Source organism: Azospirillum doebereinerae (assembly GCF_003989665.1).
In the GTDB taxonomy this organism is placed as follows: domain Bacteria; phylum Pseudomonadota; class Alphaproteobacteria; order Azospirillales; family Azospirillaceae; genus Azospirillum; species Azospirillum doebereinerae.
In genome coordinates, this window is the sequence record NZ_RZIJ01000017.1 from 36,725 (window position 1) to 60,224 (window position 23,500).

At 68.4% G+C, this 23,500-nt stretch carries 25 protein-coding genes; 10 read left to right on the top strand and 15 right to left on the bottom strand.

The features are described from left to right. Positions 1-84: 84 nt before the first annotated feature. The 4 genes from EJ913_RS19885 to pdeM all read right to left on the bottom strand — a co-directional run bounded on the left by EJ913_RS19885 (position 85) and on the right by pdeM (position 4,285). On the bottom strand, positions 85-1,287 hold the full coding sequence (locus EJ913_RS19885; RefSeq protein ID WP_127001367.1) for a CobW family GTP-binding protein: 1,203 nt from the start codon (positions 1,285-1,287) through the stop codon (positions 85-87). Beyond that, positions 1,257-1,760: a Fur family transcriptional regulator gene (locus EJ913_RS19890; RefSeq protein ID WP_127001366.1), complete on the bottom strand. Its 504-nt coding sequence runs from the start codon at positions 1,758-1,760 to the stop codon at positions 1,257-1,259. Before EJ913_RS19890 ends, EJ913_RS19885 begins: the two co-directional genes overlap by 31 nt. Before the next feature lie 250 nt (positions 1,761-2,010). Continuing rightward, on the bottom strand, positions 2,011-3,468 hold the full coding sequence (locus EJ913_RS19895) for a cryptochrome/photolyase family protein (RefSeq protein ID WP_127001103.1): 1,458 nt from the start codon (positions 3,466-3,468) through the stop codon (positions 2,011-2,013). A gap of 79 nt (positions 3,469-3,547) precedes the next feature. After that, positions 3,548-4,285, bottom strand: coding sequence for a ligase-associated DNA damage response endonuclease PdeM (gene pdeM, locus EJ913_RS19900; RefSeq protein ID WP_127001105.1), 738 nt, complete (start codon positions 4,283-4,285; stop codon positions 3,548-3,550). A gap of 132 nt (positions 4,286-4,417) precedes the next feature. Here pdeM and EJ913_RS19905 point away from each other — a divergent pair, with 132 nt between their 5' ends. Then, positions 4,418-4,807: a 2Fe-2S iron-sulfur cluster-binding protein gene (locus tag EJ913_RS19905; RefSeq protein WP_127001107.1), complete on the top strand. Its 390-nt coding sequence runs from the start codon at positions 4,418-4,420 to the stop codon at positions 4,805-4,807. Between the two features lie 26 nt (positions 4,808-4,833). Here the strand turns inward: EJ913_RS19905 and EJ913_RS19910 are convergent, their stop codons facing one another. From EJ913_RS19910 to EJ913_RS19940, 7 genes are all read right to left on the bottom strand, one after another. Continuing rightward, a complete protein-coding gene (locus EJ913_RS19910; protein WP_127001109.1) occupies positions 4,834-7,320 on the bottom strand; it encodes a ligase-associated DNA damage response DEXH box helicase in 2,487 nt (828 codons plus the stop codon). A 260-nt stretch (positions 7,321-7,580) separates the two neighbouring features. Beyond that, on the bottom strand, positions 7,581-9,590 hold the full coding sequence (locus tag EJ913_RS19915) for a methyl-accepting chemotaxis protein (protein WP_127001111.1): 2,010 nt from the start codon (positions 9,588-9,590) through the stop codon (positions 7,581-7,583). A gap of 672 nt (positions 9,591-10,262) precedes the next feature. Then, positions 10,263-10,658: a COG4315 family predicted lipoprotein gene (locus tag EJ913_RS19920; RefSeq protein ID WP_127001113.1), complete on the bottom strand. Its 396-nt coding sequence runs from the start codon at positions 10,656-10,658 to the stop codon at positions 10,263-10,265. 186 nt (positions 10,659-10,844) lie between these two features. After that, the gene (gene plsY / locus EJ913_RS19925) at positions 10,845-11,459 is read right to left on the bottom strand and encodes a glycerol-3-phosphate 1-O-acyltransferase PlsY (RefSeq protein ID WP_127001115.1); all 615 of its coding nucleotides are present in this window, start codon (positions 11,457-11,459) and stop codon (positions 10,845-10,847) included. A gap of 4 nt (positions 11,460-11,463) precedes the next feature. Beyond that, entirely contained in the window at positions 11,464-12,756 is a 1,293-nt protein-coding gene (gene pyrC / locus EJ913_RS19930) for a dihydroorotase (protein WP_127001117.1), read from the bottom strand. Further along, positions 12,753-13,721 (bottom strand): aspartate carbamoyltransferase catalytic subunit, encoded by a 969-nt coding sequence (locus tag EJ913_RS19935; RefSeq protein ID WP_127001119.1) that lies wholly within the window; start codon positions 13,719-13,721, stop codon positions 12,753-12,755. The genes pyrC and EJ913_RS19935 overlap by 4 nt, the downstream gene beginning before the upstream one ends. Before the next feature lie 46 nt (positions 13,722-13,767). Next, a complete protein-coding gene (locus EJ913_RS19940) occupies positions 13,768-14,658 on the bottom strand; it encodes a transcriptional regulator GcvA (protein ID WP_127001121.1) in 891 nt (296 codons plus the stop codon). 183 nt (positions 14,659-14,841) lie between these two features. Here EJ913_RS19940 and EJ913_RS19945 point away from each other — a divergent pair, with 183 nt between their 5' ends. The 5 genes from EJ913_RS19945 (at position 14,842) to EJ913_RS19965 (ending at position 17,311) form a co-directional block, all read left to right on the top strand. After that, complete coding sequence (locus EJ913_RS19945) at positions 14,842-15,078, top strand: DUF1127 domain-containing protein (RefSeq protein ID WP_127001123.1); 237 nt, start codon at positions 14,842-14,844, stop codon at positions 15,076-15,078. A 15-nt stretch (positions 15,079-15,093) separates the two neighbouring features. After that, positions 15,094-15,546 (top strand): GFA family protein, encoded by a 453-nt coding sequence (locus EJ913_RS19950; RefSeq protein ID WP_185909864.1) that lies wholly within the window; start codon positions 15,094-15,096, stop codon positions 15,544-15,546. Beyond that, complete coding sequence (locus tag EJ913_RS19955; protein ID WP_127001127.1) at positions 15,536-15,949, top strand: GFA family protein; 414 nt, start codon at positions 15,536-15,538, stop codon at positions 15,947-15,949. The genes EJ913_RS19950 and EJ913_RS19955 overlap by 11 nt, the downstream gene beginning before the upstream one ends. A 143-nt stretch (positions 15,950-16,092) precedes the next feature. After that, positions 16,093-16,428 (top strand): cupredoxin domain-containing protein, encoded by a 336-nt coding sequence (locus tag EJ913_RS19960; RefSeq protein WP_127001129.1) that lies wholly within the window; start codon positions 16,093-16,095, stop codon positions 16,426-16,428. Positions 16,429-16,477: 49 nt separating this feature from the next. After that, positions 16,478-17,311 carry an FTR1 family iron permease gene (locus EJ913_RS19965; protein WP_127001131.1) on the top strand — a complete coding sequence of 278 codons (834 nt, stop codon included), beginning with the start codon at positions 16,478-16,480 and terminating at the stop codon, positions 17,309-17,311. Between the two features lie 94 nt (positions 17,312-17,405). Here the strand turns inward: EJ913_RS19965 and ruvX are convergent, their stop codons facing one another. Further along, positions 17,406-17,969, bottom strand: coding sequence for a Holliday junction resolvase RuvX (gene ruvX / locus EJ913_RS19970; RefSeq protein WP_127001133.1), 564 nt, complete (start codon positions 17,967-17,969; stop codon positions 17,406-17,408). A gap of 91 nt (positions 17,970-18,060) precedes the next feature. On the opposite strand from ruvX, the gene EJ913_RS19975 reads away from it, so the two are divergent. The 3 genes from EJ913_RS19975 (at position 18,061) to gatA (ending at position 20,432) form a co-directional block, all read left to right on the top strand. Beyond that, on the top strand, positions 18,061-18,564 hold the full coding sequence (locus EJ913_RS19975; RefSeq protein ID WP_244939426.1) for a GNAT family N-acetyltransferase: 504 nt from the start codon (positions 18,061-18,063) through the stop codon (positions 18,562-18,564). A 99-nt stretch (positions 18,565-18,663) separates the two neighbouring features. Further along, the gene (gatC, locus tag EJ913_RS19980) at positions 18,664-18,951 is read left to right on the top strand and encodes an Asp-tRNA(Asn)/Glu-tRNA(Gln) amidotransferase subunit GatC (protein WP_127001137.1); all 288 of its coding nucleotides are present in this window, start codon (positions 18,664-18,666) and stop codon (positions 18,949-18,951) included. Next, positions 18,951-20,432 (top strand): Asp-tRNA(Asn)/Glu-tRNA(Gln) amidotransferase subunit GatA, encoded by a 1,482-nt coding sequence (gene gatA, locus EJ913_RS19985; protein WP_127001139.1) that lies wholly within the window; start codon positions 18,951-18,953, stop codon positions 20,430-20,432. Before gatC ends, gatA begins: the two co-directional genes overlap by 1 nt. Before the next feature lie 94 nt (positions 20,433-20,526). Here the strand turns inward: gatA and EJ913_RS31760 are convergent, their stop codons facing one another. Beyond that, a complete protein-coding gene (locus EJ913_RS31760; protein WP_185909865.1) occupies positions 20,527-20,697 on the bottom strand; it encodes a hypothetical protein in 171 nt (56 codons plus the stop codon). Between the two features lie 59 nt (positions 20,698-20,756). After that, complete coding sequence (locus tag EJ913_RS19990; RefSeq protein WP_127001141.1) at positions 20,757-21,383, bottom strand: GNAT family N-acetyltransferase; 627 nt, start codon at positions 21,381-21,383, stop codon at positions 20,757-20,759. A 359-nt stretch (positions 21,384-21,742) separates the two neighbouring features. Here EJ913_RS19990 and EJ913_RS31765 point away from each other — a divergent pair, with 359 nt between their 5' ends. Further along, positions 21,743-21,913, top strand: a complete 171-nt coding sequence (locus EJ913_RS31765) for a hypothetical protein (RefSeq protein WP_185909866.1) — start codon at positions 21,743-21,745, stop codon at positions 21,911-21,913. Positions 21,914-22,027: 114 nt separating this feature from the next. Here EJ913_RS31765 and EJ913_RS19995 read toward each other — a convergent pair whose 3' ends face one another. Further along, entirely contained in the window at positions 22,028-23,374 is a 1,347-nt protein-coding gene (locus tag EJ913_RS19995) for a globin-coupled sensor protein (protein WP_127001143.1), read from the bottom strand. Between the last annotated feature and the right edge of the window lie 126 nt (positions 23,375-23,500).

Sequence of the window (23,500 nt, forward strand, 5' to 3'; positions counted from 1 at the left end):
CGAACGCCGGCAAGGGGCCGGCCCCCTCTCCCGCCAGAGGCGGGGGAGGGATGGGGAGGGGGCAAACGGGGCGGCGGACGGCCCTCAAGCCTTCGGCTTGCCCTCCTCGCCCCAGACCAGCTCGTTGAACAGCGGCTCGATCACCGGCTGGCCCAGGTCGCGGGTGATGAAGACCAGCTTGCTCCGGCGGTCCTCGCCCGGCCATTCCTCCAACCGGACCGGCGGGTGGAACATGTGCTGCACGCCGTGGACGACGACCGGCAAGTCGCTTTCCCGCACGTTCAACAGACCCTTCACCCGCAGCAGGTTGTCGCCGCCCTGGGCGATCAGCGCCTCCATGAAATCGACGAAGCCGTTCCAGGGCAGCGGCTGGTCTATGACCATGCAGAAGGCCCGGATGTGGTCGTCGTGGCGGTTGGCGTCGTGGTGGTGATGGCCGTGCTCGTGGTCGTGGCCGCAATCCGCGCCGCAATGGTCGCCATGCTCATGGCCGTGATCGTGGTGGTCATGATCGTGGTCATGCCCATGGTGATCGTCATGCCCATGCTCGTGGCCATGCGCGTGCTCGTCGCGGTAGGCCTCCTCGCGCAGCCAGCGGGCGACGTCGGGGCTCTTGGTCTCCGGGTTGTAGAGGCCGGCGTCGAACAGCGATTGCGGATCGACCGCGCCGTGGGCGGCGGGGATGATCGGGGCGGCCGGGTTGATGGCGTTCAGGCGCTTCATCAGCGCCGCCGTCGCCGCCGGGCTGGCCACGTCGGTCTTGGTCATCACGATGCGGTCGGCCACGGCGGCCTGCTTCACGCTTTCCGGCTGGCGGTCGAGCTGGAGCGAGCCGTGCGCCGCGTCCACCGTCGCGATCACCCCGTCCAGGCGGAAGCGGGCGGCCAGCAGCGGGTCGGTCATCAGCGTGTGGATGATCGGGGCGGGGTCGGCCAGACCGGTGGTCTCCACCACCACGCGGTCGAAGTCCGGCACCTCGCCGCGCACCCGCTTGAGGAACAGGTCGCGCAGCGTGTCCACCAGGTCGCCCCGGATGGTGCAGCACAGGCAGCCGCTGTCCATCAGCACCATGTTCTCCGAGGCCTTGGCGACCAGCAGATGGTCCAGCCCGACCTCGCCGAACTCGTTGATGACGATGGCGGTGCGCGCCATGCCGGGGTGGCGCAGCAGGGCCTGGAGCAGCGTGGTCTTGCCGCTGCCGAGGAAACCGGTCAGCACCGACACGGGCAGGCGGGGGGAGGACGCGGCGGGAGCGGTCACGGGTGTTTCTCCTGACAGGCTTTGCAGACGCCGCGCACCTCGACGGTGGGGCGCTGGACTCGGAAGCCGCGCTCGGCGGCGGCGGTCTCGATGGCGGCGCGGATGCGGGAATCGTCGATCTCGGCGGCGTCGCCGCAGCCCTCGCAGACCAGGAACTGGCCGGAATGGGTGGCGCCGGGGGCGGCGCAGCCGATGTAGGCGTTGAGCGATTCGATGCGGTGGACCAAGCCCTGCTCGACCAGGAACTCCAGCGCCCGGTAGACGGTCAGCGGCGCCGTGGCCTTGCCGTCCTGCTGGCTCAGATCCTCCAGGATCGCGTAGGCGCCGCGCGGCCGGTGACCGGACCACACCAGCTCCAGCACGCGGCGGCGCAGGCTGGTCAGCCGGGCGCCGCGTTCGGCGCAGAGCGAATCGGCGCGGGTCAGCGCGTCGTTGACGCAATGGCTGTGGTCGTGGGCCGAGGCCTGATGGGTGGGGTGATGATCGTGGGTGGCGGTCATGACGTTACTATATAACCCCGGCGTCGCCGAAACAAAGCGCCGCGTCGCCGCACCGCGCATGAAAAAAAGAGCGGCTCCGGCCGGGAGCCGCTCTTAACGCGTGGCGATTCTTGGTCTTGTGGCTGGCTTGCAATCGGTGTCGGGACGGTTGGGTGGGGGTTGGGAGAAAGCCACCGTCCTTCTTGCCGGTGATCGTAACGGCGTTCGGTGACGTTTCCCTTGCGGCGGCGTGACGATGCCGTGAAACCGGCTATGCCTTCGCCTTGCGCTGTCGGTAGAGGGCGAGCGCGCGGTCGCGGGCGGCGTCGTGCTCGACGATCGGGTGCGGGTAGTCCGTGCCCAGTTTGACCCCGGCGGTCTTCAGCACCTCGGGCGGCGCTTCCCAGGGCTTATGGATCCAGCGCGCGGGCAGGCGGTCCAACTCGGGGACGTGGCGGCGGACGTAATCGCCCTTGGGGTCGAACTTCTCGCCTTGCAGGACCGGGTTGAAGACGCGGAAGAAGGGGGCGGCGTCGGCGCCGCAGCCGGCCACCCATTGCCAGTTGCCGGCGTTGTTGGCGAGGTCGGCGTCCACCAGCGTGTCCCAGAACCAGCGTTCCCCTTCCTGCCAAGGCAGCAGCAGATCCTTGATCAGGAAGGACGCGGCGATCATCCGCACGCGGTTGTGCATCCAGCCGGTGCGCCAGAGCTGGCGCATGCCGGCATCGACGATGGGATAGCCGGTGCGCCCGCGCTGCCACGCCCGCAAGCCGGCCGCATCCTCGCGCCAGGGGAAGTCGGCGAAACGCTCGTTGAACGGCCGGTCGGGCAGGTGGGGGGCTTGGTGCAGCAGGTGATGGTTGAACTCCCGCCAGCCGATCTCGCGGAGGAAAGCCTCGACCCCGCCGGCCAGTTCGGGCTGGGCGTCGGCGGCGTGGCGGGCGGCGTGCCAGATCTGGCGCGGCCCGATCTCCCCGAAGGCGAGGCGGGGTGACACGGCCGAGGTGCCGTCATGGTCGGGGCGGTCGCGCTCGGTCGGGTAGGCGGCGACGGGGCCGTCGAGGAAATCGGCGAGACGTTCGCGGGCCGCCGCCTCCCCCGGCTCCCAGGACTCGCGCAGGCCGCCAGCCCAGTCGGGGGCGGTGGGCAGGAGCCTCCAATCCGCCAGCCGGTCGGACGCGACGGGCGTCTTCGGCGCGGTCAGCGCGGCGGGCGGACGGGTCGGGTGGGGCGGGTCGAGGCTGGCCGAGACGCTGCGCCAGAAGGGGGTGAAGACCTTGAACGGCCCGCCGCTCTTCTTCTCGACGGTCCAGGGCTCCGCCAGCAGACCGGCGTTGAAGCTGCGGACGTCGATGCCGCGCTCGGTCAGCGCCGCCTCGACCGCCGAGTCGCGGGCGGTCAGCGCCGGGGCGTAACGGCGGTTCCACAGCACGCAGCCGGTGTGGGTCTCCCGGATCAGCGCGCCAAGAACCCCGGCCGCCTCGCCCCGGCGCAGCAGAAGCGGCGAGCCGAGCGCCGCGCAAGCCTCCCCCAGCCGTTCCAGGCTGTGGTGCAGCCACCAGCGCGACGCGCCGCCAAGCGGCCAGGGATCGCCGTCCTCGTTCTCCAGGATGAACAGCGGCAGGACCGGCGCGCCGGACTCGGCGCTCTGCTTCGCGGCGGCGGTCAGGGCCGGGTTGTCGGAAAGGCGCAGGTCGTTGCGGAACCAGACGATGATCGGGGCGGGCATGGCGAGGACGGCTCGTGGGGGATCGGGTGTCGCGGACACCCCGATATAGGCCGAGGTTACGCTGCCGCCAGCCGTCTCCTCAACGGCCGGCGTCGGGCGACAGGCGTTCGCACGGGAAGCGGTGGATGCGGCCGCGCGTCGTCAGCAGCGCCTCGAAGCGCGGCGCCAGCAGCCCGGAGATCGCCGGGTTCAGCACGTTCAGCCCGCCGGTGAAGCTGCCGAAGGCCGGAAGGATCAGCTTCGCCCCGTCGGTCGCGAAGCAGCGGTCGCGCACCCGCTGCCGCCCGGCCAGCACCAGCGCCGCCGCCGGGTGGAGATGGCCGGACAACTCGCCCACAGCGCCGGGCTGCGCCTCGTGGCGGAAGACCAGCGGACCGAGCCGGCACTCCGCGACGGCGCGGCCGCCCAGGCCCTGTGGCGGTTCGGGGTCGTGGTTGCCGGTGATCCACACCCACTCCGCCACGGCGGCGGTCAGCCCCCGCAGCCGCTCCACGTCGCCCGGAGCCATCCGTTCGGCGGCGCGGCGGTCGTGGAAGCTGTCGCCCAGGCACAGCACCCGCGCCGGCGTCTCGCGTTCGATCAGGGCCGCCAGCCGGTCCAGCGTCGCCCGCGTGTCGTAGGGCGGCAGCATCCGCCCGCGCGCGGCGAAGGCCGAACCCTTTTCCAGATGCAGGTCGGCGACCGCCAGCACTCCCTCCGCCGGCCACAGCAGCGCGCCCGAGGCGTCGGCAACCAGGGCCGCGCCGCACAGCGTCAGCGCGGCCCGGCTGTCGTCAGTCCGACAGGCCGGAGCGCCCGTCTGCGGGAAACCCGACATCGTTCGTTCACCCTTTGTCGTCACGGAGGGATAAATCCTTATGATTTTTGTGGGCATAGGGCTTGCACGGTCCGCTTCAGCCCAAGGGGCGCCCGCTTCGGCGGGTTCGCAACCACAGCCAAAGGACCGACCATGGCCAATGTGACGTTTTCCGGCCCGACCCTGCCCAAGGACCTGACGGTCTACGCGATCGCCGGCGACACCGGCACGCTGCTGGCGCTGGCGAAGGCGAACGACATCCCGATCCCCTTCCAGTGCCAGGACGGCGAGTGCGGTTCCTGCCTCGTCAAGGTGACCTATCTCGACAACAAGGCCCCGATGGCCGTCGACCTGACGGAGAAGGAGAAGGTCACCCTGTCGGTCAACGGCAAGCTGACCCGGAGCCTGCTGGCGGCGGCCGAGACCGACCACCGCCCGCCGCCCTACCGCCTGGCCTGCCAGTTCATCGTCCGCGACGAGAACATCCGCATCGAGTTCAGCGGCGAGCCGGGCGTCGAGCCGGAATTGCGCAAATCGGCCTGATCGGGTCCTGACGGGACGGGACGGCGTCACGGCGTGAGCCGTCCCGGTTCGGGTTCGCGGGGAGGGTCGAACTCCGGCATGGCCTCCGCGACCAGGGCGTCGGCGGCCGCCGCCAGCAGCTCGTCGGTGGCGCTGCCGTCGATCTTCTCGCGTCCGATCTCCAGGATGACCGGAACGGCCAGCGGCGAGATGCGGTCGAGATCCTTGTGGACGATCCGCCCGCGCACCCGCGCCAGGAAATCCGACAGCCGCCGCACGTCGGTCAGCCCGCCGGCCGCATCGGCCCGCGTCGCCCGCAGCAGCACATGGCCGGGGTCGTGCTTGCGCAGCACGTCGTAGATCAGGTCGGAGGAAAAGGTGACCTGCCGCCCGGTCTTCTCCTGCCCCGGATGGCGGCGGTCGATCACCCCGGCGATCAGCGCCACGTTGCGGAAGGTCCGCCGCAGCATCGAGGATTCGTCCATCCAGGCCTCCAGGTCGTCACCCAGCATGTCCTGGTCGAACAACGCGTCCATGTCGGCCCCATGCTCGGGAGACGGCGAGCGCAACGACCACACCGCCAGCACGTAATCGGTGGCGACGAAGCCCAGCGGCCCCAGCCCGACACGCTCCATCCGACGGGTCAGCAGCATGCCGAGCGTCTGGTGCGCGTTCCGTCCCTCGAAGGCGTAGGCGACCAGATAGCGCTTGCCGTCCTTGGGGAAGGTCTCCACCAGCAGCCCGTCGCGCGACGGCAGCACCGACCGCGCCCGCTGGAGCCGCAGCCACTCCGACACGTCCTCCGGCAACCCGTCCCACTGCGCGGGATCGGCGAGCATGGCGCGCACCCGATCGGCCAGATGGGTGGTCAGCGGCAGGCGGCCCCCGGCGTAGGCGGGCACCTTCGGGTCGCCGCCGCCGCCCTTGGCGACCTGCGCCTCCATCTCGCGCACGCCGAGGAATTTCAGCAACTGTCCGGCGAACAGGAAGGTGTCGCCCGGCGTCAGTCCCTGGATGAAATACTCCTCCACCTCGCCCAGCACCGGGCCGCGCGCCATGCGGACGCGCAGCAGGGCCTCCTGCGTGATGGTGCCGACGTTCATGCGGTACTGCCGCGCCACCGCCGGCCCGGCGATCGCCATCCGGCCGTCCTCGCGCAACCGCAGCCGTTGGAACCGCTCGTAGGCGCCCAGCGCGTAACCCCCGGTCGTCACGAAATCCAGCACGTCGTCGAACGCGTCGCGGCTCAGCGCGGCGTAGGGCGCGGCGGACACCACCTCCTCGTAGAGGTCGTCGGGACGGAAGGGCGCCGCGCAGGCCATGCCGAGGATGTGCTGCGCCAGAACGTCGATGCCGCCCGGACGGGGCGCCTCGCCGTCCAGCGTGTGCTCGTGCACGGCGTCGAGCGCGGCGCGGCATTCCAGCACCTCGAAGCGGTTGGCGGGAACCAGAAGCGCCCGGCTCGGCTCGTCCAGCCGGTGGTTGGCGCGGCCGATGCGCTGGACCAGCCGGCTGGATCCCTTCGGCGCGCCGATCTGCACCACCAGATCCACCGCCGCCCAGTCGATGCCGAGGTCGAGCGAGGAGGTCGCGACCACCGCGCGCAACTCCCCCCGCGCCATGGCGCCCTCCACCTTGCGCCGCTGCTCCACCGCCAGCGAGCCGTGGTGGAGCGCGATGGGGAGGGTGTCGTCGTTGACCTTCCACAGCGCCTGGAAGACCAGCTCGGCTTGGGCGCGGGTGTTGACGAAGATCAGCGTCGTGCGGTGGCGGCGGATGCGTTCGTACACCTCGCCCAGCGCATGGATTGCGGTCCGGCCGCCCCAGGGCAGGCGCTCGCGCGTGGTCAGGATGTCGATGTCGGCCTGTGCCCCCGACCGCCCGAGCACCAGCCGGACGTCGGAGGCCTCCAAACGGCCGTTGCGCGACAGCCACGCCAGCAGCCGGTCCGGCTCCGCCACCGTGGCCGACAGCCCGACCCGCCGCGCGGCGGGCGCCAGCCGGGACAACCGCGCCAGACCCAGCGCCAGAAGGTCGCCGCGCTTGGTCCCGGCCAGCGCGTGGAGTTCGTCCACGATGACGCAGCGCAGGCCCCGGAACAGCCGGTCGGCGTCGGCGTAGGACAGCAGCAGCGCGAGGCTTTCCGGCGTGGTCATCAGGATGTGCGGCGGGTGGGCGCGCTGGCGCCGCCGCTTGGCCTCCGGCGTGTCACCGGTGCGCGTTTCGGCCCGGATCGGCAGGCGCATCTCGGCGATGGGGGTTTCCAGGTTGCGCTGGATGTCCACCGCCAGCGCCTTCAGCGGCGAGATGTAGAGGGTGTGCAAACCCTCCCGCGGGCGCTCCGCCAGATCGATCAGCGAGGGCAGGAAGCCCGCCAGCGTCTTGCCGCCGCCGGTGGGGGCGATCAGCAGGGCGCTGTCGCCACGCTCCGCCGCCTCGACCATGGCGGTCTGGTGCGCGTGCGGCGCCCAGCCCTTGGAGCGGAACCACGCGGCGACGTTCGGCGGGATGAGGGCGGGGAGGGGGGCGTCCATGGGAGGCTCTGCTGGGGCGCTGCGGCGCGCCGGAACCCAGTATGACACGAGAAACCGCGCGACGGTTCACGGCCTCCCCTTTTGCGTTGCCGGCTCGGGACGGAAAGAATAAGCGACAAGCGGGAACGTATAAAGAACGAAATTAACGGGTCGGAGCGTCGGGCCTTGGAAAAGCAGCCGGGACGGCTCTTGCGGAACCGTCCTGGCTTTTGTCCTGTCACGGACCTCCCGAACGGAGAAGCCCTCCACCGGCGCTCCGGTCAGGCGGCGCGGATCGTGGCGATGAAGTTCGCCACCTCGCCGCGCAGCCGTTCGGCGTCTCGGGCAAGCCCGCCGGCCGCGTTCAGGACCATGCCGGCGGCGGAGCCGGTTTCCGAGGCCGCGTGGGTCACGCCGCTGATGTTGGAAGAAACCTCGCCGGTGCCGCGCGCGGCCTGCGTGACGTTGCTGGCGATGTCGCCGGTCGCGGCGTTCTGCTCCTCGATGGCCGCCGCGATGCCGGTGGCGATGTCGTTGATGCGGTTGATGGTGCTGGCGATGCCGCCGATGGCCGACTGGGCGCCGCCGGTCGCGGCCTGAATTTCCTTGACCTTGGTCTGGATGTCCTCGGTTGCCCGCGCGGTCTGGTTGGCCAGCGCCTTCACCTCCGACGCGACGACGGCGAAGCCCTTGCCGGCCTCGCCCGCGCGCGCCGCCTCGATGGTGGCGTTCAGCGCCAGCAGGTTGGTCTGGCCGGCGATCGAGTTGATCAGGACGACGACCTGCTCGATCTGCTGGGCGGCCTGCACCAGCCCCTCGATGGCGCGGCCGGTGCGCTCGGCGTCCTCCACCGCCTGACCGGCGACCCGCGTCGAGGTGCTGACCTGACGACCGATCTCCGCGATGGAGGCCGACAGCTCCTCCGTCGCCGCCGCGACCGTCTGGACGTTGGCCGAGGCCTGCTCGGCCGCCGCCGCGACGGTGGTCGCCTGCACGCTGGTCTGGGTCGCCGTCGAGGACATGGCGCTGGCCGTGCCCTGCATCTCCGTCGCCGCCGCCGCGACCGTCTCGACGATGCCCTGGACGCTGCTCTCGAAGCGGTCGGCCAGTTGCAGCATCGCGGCTCGGCGGTCCGCCGACGCCCGCGCCTCGTTCGCCTTGGCGTCCTCCTCCAGTTTGCGGGTCTGGATCATGCCGTCGCGGAACACCTGCATGGCCGCCGCCATGTGGCCGATCTCGTCGCGGTGGCCGGCCGCCGGGATGTCGACGGACAGGTCGCCGCGCGACAGTTGGCCCATGGCCCCGGTCATCGCCACCACCGGGCGCGCCACGCTGCGGCTGATCGCCCAGGACAGCACCAGCGCCAGCAGAACGGCGATCGGCGTCAGCGTCTTCGCCGTCAGCTCGGCCGTCCCGGCGGTGTCGAGCGCCTCCTCGCGCAGGTTAGCCTGGGAGGCCCGGACCTGCTCGCCGATCTCCTTGAGCTGCTTGGCGATCGCGAGGCCCAGCGGTTGCATGCGGACGCCCTGGATCTCCTCCAGCAGCACCATCCGCTTTTCCATCTCCTTCACGCCGCCGCTGAAGGTTTCCAGCAGGGATTTGGCCGTCGCGATCCGCGCCTCCTGCCCGTCGGCGAGCGCGAGCTTGGGCAGTTCCTTCATGGCGTCCAGGGCTTGGCCCAGCCGCAGGGTGACACGGGCGAAGTCGTATTCCTTGTCGCCGTCGAGCAGGCGGAAAATGAGGATTCGCGTGGTCCACACCGCCTCGGTCAGCTGGTCAAGGGCGACGAGGGCGGGCAAGTGCTCGGCCTTGAACTCGGCCTCCCGCATCTCGATCAGCAGGGCGCGCAGGGCCGAGCCGGTGTCGTAGACGATGGCCTTGTTCAGGCGGTCCTGTTCGGTGCGGGTGGCGACGTATTCCCTGGCGGCCGCTTCATAGGCGCGGACCTGCCCGGCGATCGCGTCGATCGCTTGGCGTTCGGACTCCTGGGTGGCCAGTTGCCTGGCCGACGCGAGTTCGTTTTGCGCCGCCGCAAGCTCGCTGACGATGGTCTTGGCGTTGGCGTCGCTGACTGTCGACATGTAACGCAGGAAGGCCATCCTGGCCCGCAGCACGGCTGAATCCGTCATTTGCACGCGGTTGACGAAGACCCCCTGCTCCGCGAAATCGTCCAGTCCCTTCTCGGACAGTTTCGCCGAACGCCAGGACACGACGCCAAGCATCAACAGCAAAAGAACAACCAGGGAAAAACCTAAGGTTATCCGCGCGCTAATCTTCAGGTTCCCAAACATAAATTCCCTCGGTATCCAGTGGATACGCCCTGCCACAGGATTGAAATCCGCGCGGGCTATTCAGTGGTCTGATATAATAAAAATGAGGAAACGGAATTCAAGACACAATATTCGCCATTTTTTATTGATAGTGGTAGGGATTTCGTTTCGGTTGCATTGCATTTATCTTAGCGGCAAGAAAAAACCACAAAAAAATTATATGGCAATGAATTTTGATGGTTTCTGATTGGTTGCGTGAGGTGATGATGATGTTTGATACTAAAATTTGTAAAAATCAAAGTATGGGTAAGATTGAATAAAGAGATTTTATTGACGGCAGTCTTTGGGTGACGTGACCGTTGCGTTTCGTGTGGACACTATAACATTTGGCATAAAACCCACCTTCGTCCATCCAAAGGCATATGTCGCAGGTATGGGGAAAAGATTTCGACGAAGCCCTCGCGACGCGTTCCTGTGTTCCGCAGGCGAATATATAAATTTTGCAACAGACCGACGCCAAATCGGACCGAAGGTTGGGCATGGCGGAGGTCGATGGTCCGGGGTGGACACGAATCGGTGCCGAACCCATGGATTTCCAATTGGGAATCCGGTCGGTGCGTGTGTCCGCGCCGGCTGTGGATCGTCGGGCCTGATGGCCCGGCGTTCCAGCCGCGATGAAGGCGACGCGCGATCCTAGGGCTTAGCGATGTGCCAAGCGTTGTTGACGCCGTCGCCCGTGGTGTCGCCAGCCTTGGCGTCCTTGGCCCAGGTGTAGAGCGGCTTTCCGTTGTAGGCCCATTGCTTGGACCCGTCGTCGCGGGTCACGACGGTGTATTTGCCCATCGGCTTGGCGGCGGCGTCGGCCATCAGCGGCGGCCAATTGGTGGCGCAGGGGCCGTTGCAGGTGGATTTTCCCCCGGTATCCTTGTCGAAGACGTAGAGCGTCATGCCCTTGGCGTCGGTCAGCGTCGGCCCCATGGCGGTCTTGCCGGTCATCGCCGGCTCCTTTCCTTGGGCGAAAGCGGGCGCCCCACCCAGGGCGGCGCTCAGGCCGAGCGCCAGGGTCGCGATGCGGAGCGTTCTTGTCATGGCTTTTTTCCTCCCATAAGCGGCTCGCCGGACGGCGGTGCCATCCCATCATGGACGACGGGCGCGGGGAGGAAATTCCCCTATGACGGATACGATCTTTTGGACTTTGGCTGATCGCGAAGAGGGGCTATGCGCGGTTCCGCAGGGGCCAGGGCGAATAGGGCGCCAGCCTTTTCGGCCGCGCGATCAGGAGGCGGCCTTCTTCGCCGCGCCGATCCTCGGTTCCTCGCCCTTCAGCAGGCGGCGGATGTTGGCCTCGTGGCGGATGAAGACCAGGACCGCGATGAACAGGCAGAGCCCCGCCACCAGCGGCCCGCCGAAATACCAGCCGGTCAGCGGGCTGAGTCCCAGCGCGGTCAGCGCCGACAATGACGAGATGCGGAACAGCGCCGCCATGACCACCCAGGTCAGGCAGGCCAACAGCCCGACCGGCCAGCACACCGCCAGCAGCACGCCCAGCGCCGTGGCGACGCCCTTGCCGCCCTTGAAACCGAGCCAGACCGGGAAGCTGTGGCCCAGCATCGCGCCGCCCGCCGCCAGCACTGCCGCCTCCAGCCCCAGGAAGGCCGGACCGGCCCACAGGAAGGCGAGCAGCGCGGCGATGGCGCCCTTGCCGCTGTCGAGCAGCAGCGTGGCGAGCGCCAGCGGCTTGTTGCCGGTGCGCAGCACGTTGGTCGCCCCGATGTTGCCGGAGCCGATCTGGCGGATGTCGCCCAGACCGGCCATCCGGGTCAGCACCAGACCGAAAGGGATCGACCCCAGCAGATAGCCCAGCAGGGCGCAGACGACCAGCAGCAGCACGGGATCAGCCCTCCGCCCAGACGGTGCGGCCGTCCACGATGGTGCGCAGCGGGCGGCCCTGGACCGGGCGGTCCTCGAAGGGCGAGTTCTTGGACTTCGACTGGAAGGCCGACACGTCCACCTGCCACGGGCGGTCCAGGTCGAAGGCCACCAGATCGGCGGCGGCCCCCCTGGCGATGCGGCCGAGCGGCAGATCGAGGATCGCCGCCGGGTTCACCGTGACGCAGGCCAGAGCCTTCAGCAGCGGCAGCTTCCCCTTGTGAACCAGTTCCAGCGTCAGCGGCAGCAGCGTCTCCAGCCCGATCACGCCGGGGGCGGCCTGGGCGAAGGGAAGGCGCTTCTGGTCCTGGTCCTGGGGGACGTGGTCCGACGCGATGGCGTCGATGGTGCCGTCGGCCAGACCCTCGACCACCGCGCGGCGGTCCATCTCGCCACGCAAGGGGGGCGAGACCTTGGCGTAGGTGCGGTAGTCGCCGACGTCCACCTCGGTCAACGCGAAGTAGTGCGGGGCGGTGTCGCAGGTCACCCGCAGGCCGCGCGCCTTGGCCCGGCGGATCAGTTCCACCGATTCCGAGGTGGTGACGTGGGCGAAGTGCAGGCGCCCGCCGGTCAACTCGACCAGACGCAGGTCGCGCTCGATCATGATGATCTCGGCCTCGCGCGGGATGCCGACGAGACCCAGCCGCGTGGCGATCTCGCCGGAGTTCATCATGCCGCCCGACGCGAGCGACGGCTCCTCCGGGTGCTGCACGATCAGCTTGCCGAAGGTCTTGGCGTAGCTCAGCGCCCGGCGCATCGTCTTGGCGCTGGCGATGGTCTTGGTGCCGTCGGTGAAGGCGACCGCCCCGGCATGGGCGAGCAGGCCCATTTCGGTGATCTCCTTGCCCTCGGTCCCGCGCGTGGCGGAGCCGTAGGCGAAGACCTTCACCAGCTTCACCTCGCGGGCGCGCCGAGCGACGAACTCCAGCCCGGCGACCTCGTCCAGCACCGGGTCGGTGTTGGGCAGCAGCGCCATCGCGGTGATGCCGCCGGCGGCGGCGGCGCGCGACGCGCTCTTGATCGTGTCCTTCTCCTCCTCGCCCGGCTCGCCGATCAGCACGCGCATGTCGACGAGACCGGGAGCGAGGCAGAGCCCCGACAGATCCACCGTCTCGATGCCGTCCGGCACGCCTCCGTTGAACAGGCCGGCGCCGAAATCGGCGATCCTGCCGCCCTCGGTCAGCAGGTCGCCGCGCTGGTCCAGCCCGGTCGCGGGGTCGAGCAGGCGGGCGTTCCGGTAAGCGACGCGGCCGGTCATTGGGTGTCTCCTGCGCGGCGGCGCTCGCGGGTCAGCAGGTCGAGGACGGCCATGCGGACGGCGACGCCCAGTTCGACCTGGTCGAGGATCATCGAGCGCTTGAGGTCGTCGGCGACCTCCGAGTCGATCTCGACGCCGCGGTTCATCGGGCCGGGGTGCATGATGACCGCGTCGGGCTTGGCGACCTCCAGCTTCTCGTAGTCGAGGCCATAGAAGTAGAAATACTCGCGGGTCGAGGGGATGTACTGGCCGCTCATCCGCTCGGTCTGGAGGCGCAGCATCATCACCACGTCGGCGTCCTTGAGGCCTTCCTTCATGTGGTGGTGGACCTCGACGCCCAGCCGCTCGATCTGCGAGGGCAGCAGGGTCGGCGGGGCGACGCAGCGGACCCGCGCGCCCATGGCGTTCAGCAGGTGGATGTTGGAGCGCGCCACCCGGCTGTGCAGGATGTCGCCGCAGATCGCCACGATCAGCCCGTCGAGCCGGCCGACGCGGCGGCGGATCGCCAGCGCGTCGAGCAGCGCCTGGGTCGGGTGCTCGTGGTGGCCGTCGCCGGCGTTGATGACCGAGCAGTTGACCTTGTCGGCCAGCAGCTTGACCGCGCCCGAATCGGCGTGGCGCACGACCAGCGCGTCGAGGTGCATGGCGTTGAGCGTCATCGCCGTGTCGATCAGCGTCTCGCCCTTCTTCACCGAGCTGCCGTCGGACGACATGTTGATGACGTCGGCGCCCAGCCGCTTGCCGGCCAGCTCGAAGCTGGTGCGGGTGCGGGTGGAGTTCTCGAAGAACAGGTTCACCAGCGTGCGGCCGTCCAGCAGGGTGGACTTCTTCACGGGCCGGCGGTTCTGCTCGACGTAGCCGTCGGCGAGGTCGAGGATTCGGGTGATCTCTCCGGCCCGCAGCCCCTCGATGCCGAGAAGGTGGCGGTGCGGGAAGATCGCGTCTTGGGGGTCGGGGGCGGTCATGGGCGCGGACTATAGGAGCGGCGCGGGGCGGTCGCAAGCGGGCGCATCACCGGATGTTTTCGGCCTCTTCGAACAGCCAGTCGCGGAAGGCCTTCACCTTGGGCCGGGACAGGTAGTGCGGCGGCGACACCACGTAATAGGCGACGCTGCCCGGCAGCCGGACGTCGAACAGCCGCACCAGCCGGCCGTTGGCGATGTCGTCGGCCACCAGGGCGCCGCGCGCCAGCGCCACGCCGTGCCCGTTGATCGCGGCCTGGAGCGTGAAGGATGAATCGTCGAATCGCGGGCCGCGCTCCACGTCCAGCCCCTCGATCCCGGCCGCGCGGCACCATATGGCCCAGGAGATGCGGTAGTCGTCGTGCAGCAGGGTGTGGTGGCGGAGATCCTCCGGGCAGACCAGCGGGCAGTCGCCGTCGAGCAGCGAGGGGTGGCCGACCGGGAAGATGTCCTCGGTCAGCAGACGCTCGACATGCAGGTCGGGCCAGTCACCGTTGCCGAAGCGGATCGCCAGATCCACGTCGTGCCGCGCGAAATCCACCATCAGCGACGTGCTCTGCACGCGGACGTCCAGATCGGGGAAGCGCTTCTGGAAGCGTGTCAGGCGCGGCACCAGCCATTTCGCGGCGAAGCTCGGCATGGTCGAGACGGTCAGCGCCCCGGCGTTGTCGCTGCGGATCAGACTGTCGGTCGCCTGCGCTAGGGTGTCCATCGCCTCGCGCACCGGCGGCAGGTAGCTCTGCCCGGCCTCGGTCAGCGCCAGCGCCCGGTTCATCCGGCGGAACAGGGGCAATCCCAGCCATTCCTCCAGCGCCTTGATCTGGTGGCTGACGGCGGCCTGGGTGACGTTCAACTCCTCGGCCGCCTTGGTGAAGGACAGGTGGCGGGCGGCGGCTTCGAAGGCGCGGAGCGCGTTCAGCGGGGGGAGGCGGCGGGCCATCGGGATCCAGCGGGAAGGGGGGATAGGATTCGGATTAGTTTCCCTAATCGACTCTATGAGAAAGCGTCGTTTGTCCGCAAGCCGCGCGTGGCGCATCTTCATCTTCAGAACACAGTCGATGCGGCGCCGCCGGCGGCTTTCCCCCAGGCTCCGCACTCACCCATTCGGATAAGGAGATCGATCATGAGCCGGAGCCAGTCTTCCGTTCTGTCCACCGCGTCCCATGCCGCGTCGCAGCGCTCGGTCCCCGCCGGGATCGGCGGCACGATCGCCAACCTGTTCGACCGGATGGCGACCTGGAACGAGCGCCGCCGGCAGCGTCTGGCCCTGGAGGCACTGCCGGACCATCTGCTGTCCGACATCGGCGTGTCGCGCGCCGACGCCAGCCAGGAAGCCGACAAGCCCTTCTGGCGCGGCTGACCCTTGGCCGGGAGCGTGACCAGGGCCGCGTGGACAGGCGGTTGCCTGTGCGGCGGCGTGCGGTACGAGATCGGCGGCCGGCCGGAGCCGATCTCGTTCTGTCACTGCGGGCAGTGCCGCCGCCAGCACAGCCATGTCGGCGCCTACACCGGCGCTCCGCGCGCGACGGTGCGGCTGACGGCCGACTCGACCCTGGCGTGGTACGCCTCCTCCGACCAGGCGCGGCGTGGCTTCTGCGCGCGTTGTGGGGCGGGAATCTTCTGGGATGCCCTGGATGGCGGGCCGCGCATCACGATCACCGCCGGAAGCCTGGACGACGCCACCGGCCTGCACGCCGACCGGCACATCCTGGTCGACTGCAAGGGACCCTATTACGAGATCGGCGCGGACGGTCTGGAACGACGGAGCAGCACGGGGGAAATCCTGATGAGCGGCAAGTCCATGAAGGATGGCGGTCATGAGCAGTGACAGGCCGCTTCCCGGCGGTTGCCTGTGCGGCGGCGTGCGGTTCCTGGCGACGGAACGGCCGATGGGCGTGGTGAACTGCCATTGCGGGCAGTGCCGCCGCTTCCATGGGCATTTCGGCGCCTACATCACCGTGCCGCGCGACACCGTGTTCTTCGACGCCGACGCGACCCTGACCTGGTACCGCTCCTCCGCCATCGCGGAGCGGGGGTTCTGCGGGCGCTGCGGCTCGTCGCTGTTCTGGAAGGGCGACGGCAAGGCGACGGTGGACGTCGCCGCCGGCAGCCTCGACCAGCCGACCGGGCTGACCACGCTGCGGCACATCTTCGCGTCCTCCAAGGGCGACTACTACACCATTGAGGACGGGCTGGAGCGGTTCGACGGCGAGGCGCCGGAGCCGCCGTGAATGGTGCCGTAACCGTTTTCCTGCGTGCCAATACGTCGCAGGGGCATTGCGGGCAACGCGGGGCGCTTTTCGTTGACCCCGGTTGTCGCGGGTGAGAATGGTTTGCACCAGCAAGACCGTTCCCCGACTCCGAGGTCCGCCCGATGCGACGCCTGCTCGTTCCGCTTGCCGTCTCGGCCCTCGCGCTGCTCCCCGTGGCGCCCGCGCTGGCCGAAGACGCCCCCATCACCATCGTCATCAAGGATCATAAATTCGAACCGGCCGAAGTGAAGGTGCCGGCGAACAAGCGCGTCACGCTGCTGGTCGACAACCAGGACGTGACCTCCGAGGAGTTCGAGAGCGCCGAGTTGAAGGTCGAGAAGATCGTCGGCGGGCGCAAGCAGATGAAAGTGGCGATCGGTCCGCTGAAGCCGGGAAAATACCCGTTCTTCGGCGAGTTCCACGAAGCCACCGCCCAGGGCGTCGTCCTGGCCGAATGACGCGGGCGTCACCGTCCGGCGCCGCGTCGTTTTTCTCTCGGAGACGTCCATGCTCGCCAGTCTGATCATCGTTTTTCGCGAAGTGCTGGAGGCCGGTCTGGTCATCGGCATCGTCCTGGCCGCGACCAAGGGGGTCGAGGGCCGTGGCCGCTGGGTCGCGACCGGCATCGTCGCCGGCATCGCCGGATCCTGTCTGGTCGCGACCTTCGCCGACGTCATCAGTTCCCTGTTCGCCGACACCGGGCAGGAGATGTTCAACGCCACCGTGCTGCTGGTGGCGGTCGTCATGCTGGCGTGGCACAACGCCTGGATGGCCCAGCATGGCAAGGAGTTGGCCCGCGACATGGCGGCGGTCGGCCGCGAGGTGCAAAGCGGCGAGCGGTCGCTGGCGGCGCTGGCCGTGGTGATCGGCGTCGCCGTGCTGCGCGAGGGCTCGGAGGTCGTGCTGTTCCTGACCGGGATCATGGCCTCGGAAGAGAACGGCTTCACCACAGTGTTCGGCGGCGGGCTGGGCGGCATGGCGCTGGGCGCGCTGGTGTCGGTGCTGCTCTACGCCGGGCTGTTGCAGATCCCGACGCGGCATCTGTTCGCGGTGACCTCCTGGCTGCTGACCCTGCTGGCGGCGGGCATGGCGGCCACCGCCGTGAATTTCCTGGCACAGGCGGGCGTGCTGGAATCCGGCACCGAGATCCTATGGGACAGCTCGGGCGTGCTGCGGGACAAGAGTCTTGTGGGCCAAGCGCTGCATGTGCTGGTCGGCTACACCGACCGTCCCACCGAGGCGCAGTTGTTCGCCTATCTGGCGGTCGTGCTGGGGATCGTCCTGCTGACACGCTGGGCCGCGCGCGGCAACCCGCCGGGATCGGGAACGGCGCGGGCGTAAAGCCACTTCGGCCTCTCTCCCCCGCCATGCGGGGGAGGGGCGGGGGCCGGGCGCGCCGTTCTTCTTTTAAAAAAGCGTCATCGTCGTTCCGGTGTCACCGCTGGTCCGGCGGGACCCACACCCACTCCTCCTCGCCGTCCTCGTCCTTCTGCTCCTCCACCGGCCCCGCCTCCTGGCGGCGCTGGTTCGCCAGCATGTCGAGCGCGCCTTGCAGGATGTAGGCGGCGGCCATCTTGTCGACCACCTCGTCGCGCCGCTTGCGGGTCATGTCGGCCTCGCCGATCATGAAGCGCTCCACCGCCGAGGTGGACAGCCGCTCGTCCCAGAAGGCGATCTCGGCGTTCCAGCCCAGCAGGTCGGCGCGCTCCAGCAGGTTCTTGGCGAAAGCGCGGACGGATTCGGCGCGCGGCCCTTCCGTCCCGTCCATGTTCAGCGGCAGCCCGACGATCAGCCCACCGATGGCGTAGTCGCGGACGGTCTTGCCCAGCTCCCGCGCGTCCTGCGTGAACTTGGTGCGTTTCAGCGTGTGGATGGGCGAGGCCACCACCAGCCCCGGATCGGAGACCGCCAGCCCGACCGTCGTGCTGCCGACGTCGAGGCCGAGCAGCCGTTGCCCCTTGCCCAGCCGGGCCGCGAGTTCGGAGAGTGTGTGAATCATGAGCCGACCATAGAATCCCGCACGCCTCCCCGCAAGATCGCTTGAGTTGTTCCCAAAGATACTTACTCTTCTAAGCATGTTGCCCGAACGCTTGACGCACCGGCCGCTGGCCGACGCCGACATTCCGGCCGTCTGCGGCTTTCCCCGCACGCCGGAGGAGCTGTATTTCCTGTTCCCGCGCGCCGTGTGGCCGCTGACGCCCGATCAGGTGCGCGCGGCCTTGCCCCAGCGCCGCGACCCGACGGTGGCGACCTTGGGCGGGCGGGTCGTCGGCTACGGCAATTTCGCGACCTTCGAGGAAGGGCGGACGGCCAGCCTGGGCAACCTCAGCGTCGATCCGGATTTACGCCGCCACGGCATCGCCGCATATTTGGTGGGGGTGATGATCGAACGGGCCTTCGTGCATCATGACCTTCCTGAACTCACGCTTTATTGCTTCAACACCAACACGCCGGCGCTGTTGCTCTACGCCAAGCTCGGTCTGGTGCCGATGGCGCTGGAAACCCGTGTCACCCCCTGGGGCGACTCCATCGGATTGTTGAAGCTGCGCATGGACCGTGACACGTGGCGGGGCCGGGCGGTTCTGGCGGCCTGAACGCTTTCCGCCGGGCGTCCGCGCCGCGAGCGTTGCGGCGGGCGCCCACGGGTGCTAGCTTCGCGGCGGATTTCCAATATTTTGGAAGAGAGTAGAGGCATGTCGCTCGACAAGGCCACAGTGGCCAAGATCGCGCATCTGGCCCGCATCAAGGTGCCGGACGGGGAACTGGAATCGCTGGCGGGGGAACTCAGCCAGATCCTGACCTTCGTGGAACAGCTCAACGAGGTCGACACGAAGGACGTGCCGCCGATGACCAGCGTGGCCGCGCAGAAGCTGCGCCGCCGCAAGGACGAGGTCACCGACGGCGGCTACGCGCCCCAGGTCCTGTCGAACGGTCCGGAGACGGCCGAAGGCTTCTACGTCGTGCCGAAGGTGGTCGAGTGATGACGGCGCTCACGCATCTGACCATGGCGGGGGCGCTGGACGGCCTCGCCAAGAAGGAGTTCACCGCGGTCGAACTGGCCGAGGCGCATGTGCGCGCGGTCGAGGCCGTGCGCCCCTTCAACATCTTCATCACCGAGACGCCGGACGCGGCCCTGTCGATGGCCAAGGCCAGCGACGAGCGCCGCGCCAAGGGCGAGGCCGGTCCGATGGACGGCCTGCCCATCGCGGTGAAGGATCTGTTCTGCACCAAGGGCGTCGCCACGACGGCCGGCAGCCACATCCTCGACGGCTTCAAGCCGGAGTATGAGTCGACCGTCACGTCGCAGCTGTGGCGCGACGGCGCGGTCATGCTGGGCAAGGTGAACCTGGACGAGTTCGCCATGGGTTCGGCCACCATCACCGCCCATCAGGGCGAAACGGTCAGCCCCTGGAGCCCCGGCGCGCCCGGCGCCTGGGACCGCAAGATCGTCGCCGGCGGCTCGTCGGGCGGCTCGGCCGCCGTCATCGCGGCCCGCGCCGCGCTGGGCGCCACCGGCACCGACACCGGCGGCTCGATCCGCCAGCCGGCCGGCTACACCGGCACCGTCGGCATCAAGCCGACCTACGGCCGCTGCTCGCGCTGGGGCATCGTCGCCTACGCCTCCTCGCTGGACCAGGCCGGGCCGATGACCCGCACGGTCGAGGACGCGGCGATCATGTTGCGCTCGATGTGCGGCTTCGATCCGAAGGATTCGACCTCGGTCGATCTGGCGGTGCCCGATTTCCGCGCCGCGCTGACCGGCGACATCCGGGGCTTGCGCGTCGGCATACCCAAGGAATACCGCGTCGAGGGCCTGTCGGCCGAGATCGACGCGCTGTGGACCCAGGGCATCGAGTGGTTGAAGGAGGCCGGCGCCGTGCCGGTCGAGATCAGCCTGCCGCACACCAAATACGCGCTGGCCGCCTACTACATCATCGCCCCGGCGGAAGCCTCGTCCAACCTCGCGCGCTACGACGGCGTCCGCTACGGGTTGCGGGTCGAGGGCGGCAGCCTCAGCGACATGTACGAGAACACACGCGGCGCCGGTTTCGGCCGCGAGGTGCGCCGCCGCATCCTGATCGGCACCTACGTGCTGTCGGCGGGCTATTACGACGCCTACTACAACAAGGCCCGCCAAGTGCGCACGCGCATCAAGTGGGACTTCGACGAGGCGTTCAAGAGCTGCGACGTCATCCTGACGCCGACCGCCCCCAGCACGCCGTTCGCCATCGGCGAGAAGATGGACGATCCGGTGCAGATGTACCTGAACGACGTCTTCACCGTGCCGATCAACCTCGCCGGCCTGCCGGCGATGTCGGTCCCGGCCGGTTTGGGCGCCGACGGTCTGCCGTTGGGCCTGCAACTGATCGGCCGCCCCTTCGACGAGGAGACCCTGCTCCGCGTCGGGCAGGTGGTGGAGAAGGCCGCGAACGTCACGGCGCTGCCGCCCTTCGTGGCCTGATCCTTACCTCGCCCATGACATGAAAAGGGCCGGCTCCCCATCATCGGGAGCCGGCCCTTTTCGTTTGCCGGGAAGGTCGTCGCGCCGGGGTGGGTCAGGCGCCGCCGATGCCCTGGATGTAGCTCTCGCCGGTCTTGGGATCGATGACCTCTCCGGTGCCGGGCGTGCCGGGGGCGGCCTCGTCGCGGTCGCTCAACGGCTCGTTCTGCGGCTTGACCGGAACCGGTTTGGTGGCGGGCTGGTCGGCTTTGGGGTGATCGGCCATGGCGGTGTCCCTCGGGTTGGTATCGCGTTCGACCCCTCAACAGCGCCGGGGCGGAATGGTCACTCCGCCGCCAAGGACGGAGCCAGCGCGACGACGGCGGGCTGGCGAACGGACTGGTGGGCGGGCAGGGTGGGCGCGATGCGCTTGTGCAGAAGCCATTGGTCGATGGGCACGCGGACCGTGGTGCCGTCGGGGGTGCGGTAGGCGAAATGCCCGCGCTCGGTTCCGCAATGGACGTAGCCGAGTTGGTCGTAGAAGGGCAGCACCGTCGCGTTGTCGCGGTCGACGCCAAGCTCGGCCACGCTGCCGCCGTTGGCCGCCACCACCCCCTCGGCCGCCCGCATCAGCCGCGCCCCCAGGCCCAGCCCCCGGAACGGCAGGAAGACCCGCAACGCCCAGAGCGTGGCGCGGCCGAGATGCCGTTTGCGGACGAAATCCACACAGACCTGCCCGACCGGAAAGTCGTTGAGTTCGGCCAGCAGCATCGCGCCGGTGCCGCGTTCCTGCATGCGGAAGGCGTTGCCCAGGATCTCGCGGTGGGGGGTGTGCAGGCCGAACCACTCCAGCTTGGGCAGGTCGTCGACCCGCGCCGGGCGGATCGTCACCGGAAGGACCACCGACCCCCGATCCCCGATGGCGCTGCTGTGAACCTGTCTCGCCTCGCGGCCCCATCCGCCATCCGCCATCGCCCGAACCCTTTCGATCCCGTTGCGATCCATATCCGTTCCGAAGGTTGAACGGGCGCGACCGGCGGGCGTTCCAGTCCTCCCCCGCAAGGACAGGCGCAGAGGAAGTCGGAAAATTGGTGAAATTATCTAAAAATATATACAAAATTCAAGAAAATGCGTAATTCATTCAACGACGCCATGGGTAAGTGAAGAGAAACAGCGCGTCCGTCGTCGATTGGCGAATTGTAAGACGGATGGATGATTGACACTTCTTTGTCACTTTTGATACCTCTCGAAAGGGAAGGGGGGATTCCTTGGGAAGAACAGGAATCTTCCGGTTTTGCATAAAATTATTTCTGTCGGGCGGAGGTGGAATCATGATGAGGATCGTCAATCTGGGACGCACGGGCCTGTTCGTCGTGATGCAAGGTGGCGCGCTTGCCAATCTGGGCGGCCGCAGCCACTGGGGCTCGGCCGAGGACGCGCGCCGCGCCGCGCAGGCCGCGAACGCATCGGTCAGCGATTTCGTGGTGCGGACGGGTTCGTGACGGTTCCGTGCCGCGCGGGCGGCACGATTTGGAAATCCCGGCAAAGACAAAGGGCGCGCCCGATGCCGGACGCGCCCTTTGTCTTTGCCGGGATAAGGCTTGAGCGGCGTTTGCTCAGCCGGCACGCACACGGGCGAGGAAGCGGTCGACCTCGGCCCCCAGGGTCTGCGCCTGCTGCGACAGCTGGTTCGTCGCTTCCAGCACGTTGCGGGCCTCGACCCCGGCGTCGTTCGCCGAGCCGTTGACGCGCACGATGGTTTCCGTCACCTCACGGGTGCCGATCGACGCCTGCTGAACGTTGCGGGCGATCTCGGTGGTCGCGGCGCCCTGTTCCTCCATAGCGGTGGCGATCGAGGTCGAGATCTCGTTGATGCGGGCGATGGTGCCGGAAATGGACCGAATCGCGCCCACCGCTTCCTGGGTCGCGCCCTGGACCGCGCCGATCTGCGTGTTGATCTCTTCCGTGGCGCGGGCGGTCTGGTTGGCGAGGCTCTTCACCTCGCTCGCCACGACGGCGAAGCCCTTGCCGGCCTCTCCGGCGCGCGCTGCCTCGATGGTCGCGTTCAGCGCCAGCAGATTGGTCTGGCTGGCGATGTCGTGGATGAGCTTGACCACCTGCCCGATGCGGCTGGCGGCATCCGCCAGACCCTGCACGGTGGCGTTGGTCCGCTCGGCCTCGGTCATCGCGGCGCTGGCGATGGCGGCGGATTGGGTGACCTGATGGCTGATCTCGCCGATGGAAGCGGTCAACTCCTCCGCCGCCGCTGCGACGGTCTGGATGTTGACGGAGGCTTCCTCGGCGGCGGCGGCGACCTGGGTCGACTGCTCGCTGGTCTGCTCGGCCGTGCGGCTCATGCTCTGGGCGGTGGATTGCAGCCGGTTGGCCGCGCTGGACACTGCCTGGACGACGCCCTTGACCTCGCGCTCGAAGCTGTCGGCGGTGGAGCCCAGTTCGCGGCTGATGATGGCGGCGGTGTTCAGATCGATGTAGACGGAGGTCGCCAGATCCATGTCGAGGAACACGGCCTTGTTGATCGCCTGGAGCAGCAGCGAGAGCTTTTCCGGCTTCTTGCGGTGCAACTGCGCGGCCTGCTCGATCAGCTTGTTCAGCGTAAAGCAATAGGCACCGGTGTACCAGCGCGGCTCCAGCCCGATCCGCTGGTGGGTCTGGCCGATCTTCAGAACCTGGCTGACATAGGCGTCGTCGAAGGTGCCGGTGAAAACGTTCCGCAGCCAATGCTGCTTCTGCAGGTCGCGCGCCCGGTTGGCGGCAGCCGGGTTGGCCAGAAGCGACGCGACCTGGGGAACGTTGCGCAAGTAGGAATAGAACTCGTCCAGGATCTGGTCGATCCGCTGGGCCAGATAGGGCTGGAATTCACGAAGAACGGCCTTGGTCGGTTCATCGATTCGCAAGAAGGCAATGCGGTCGGAAATGGACTGGGTCTGGGCAACGTTCGACATGAAGGAATCCCCGGATGGCAAAAGCGGCAGTCTGCAAAGAATTTATTAAAATCCAAAGCTTCCACCGGTCGGCCATGATGGATGGTTTGGCGCAGCTTTGAATAAGTCAGATTGTCGCAGCACTCA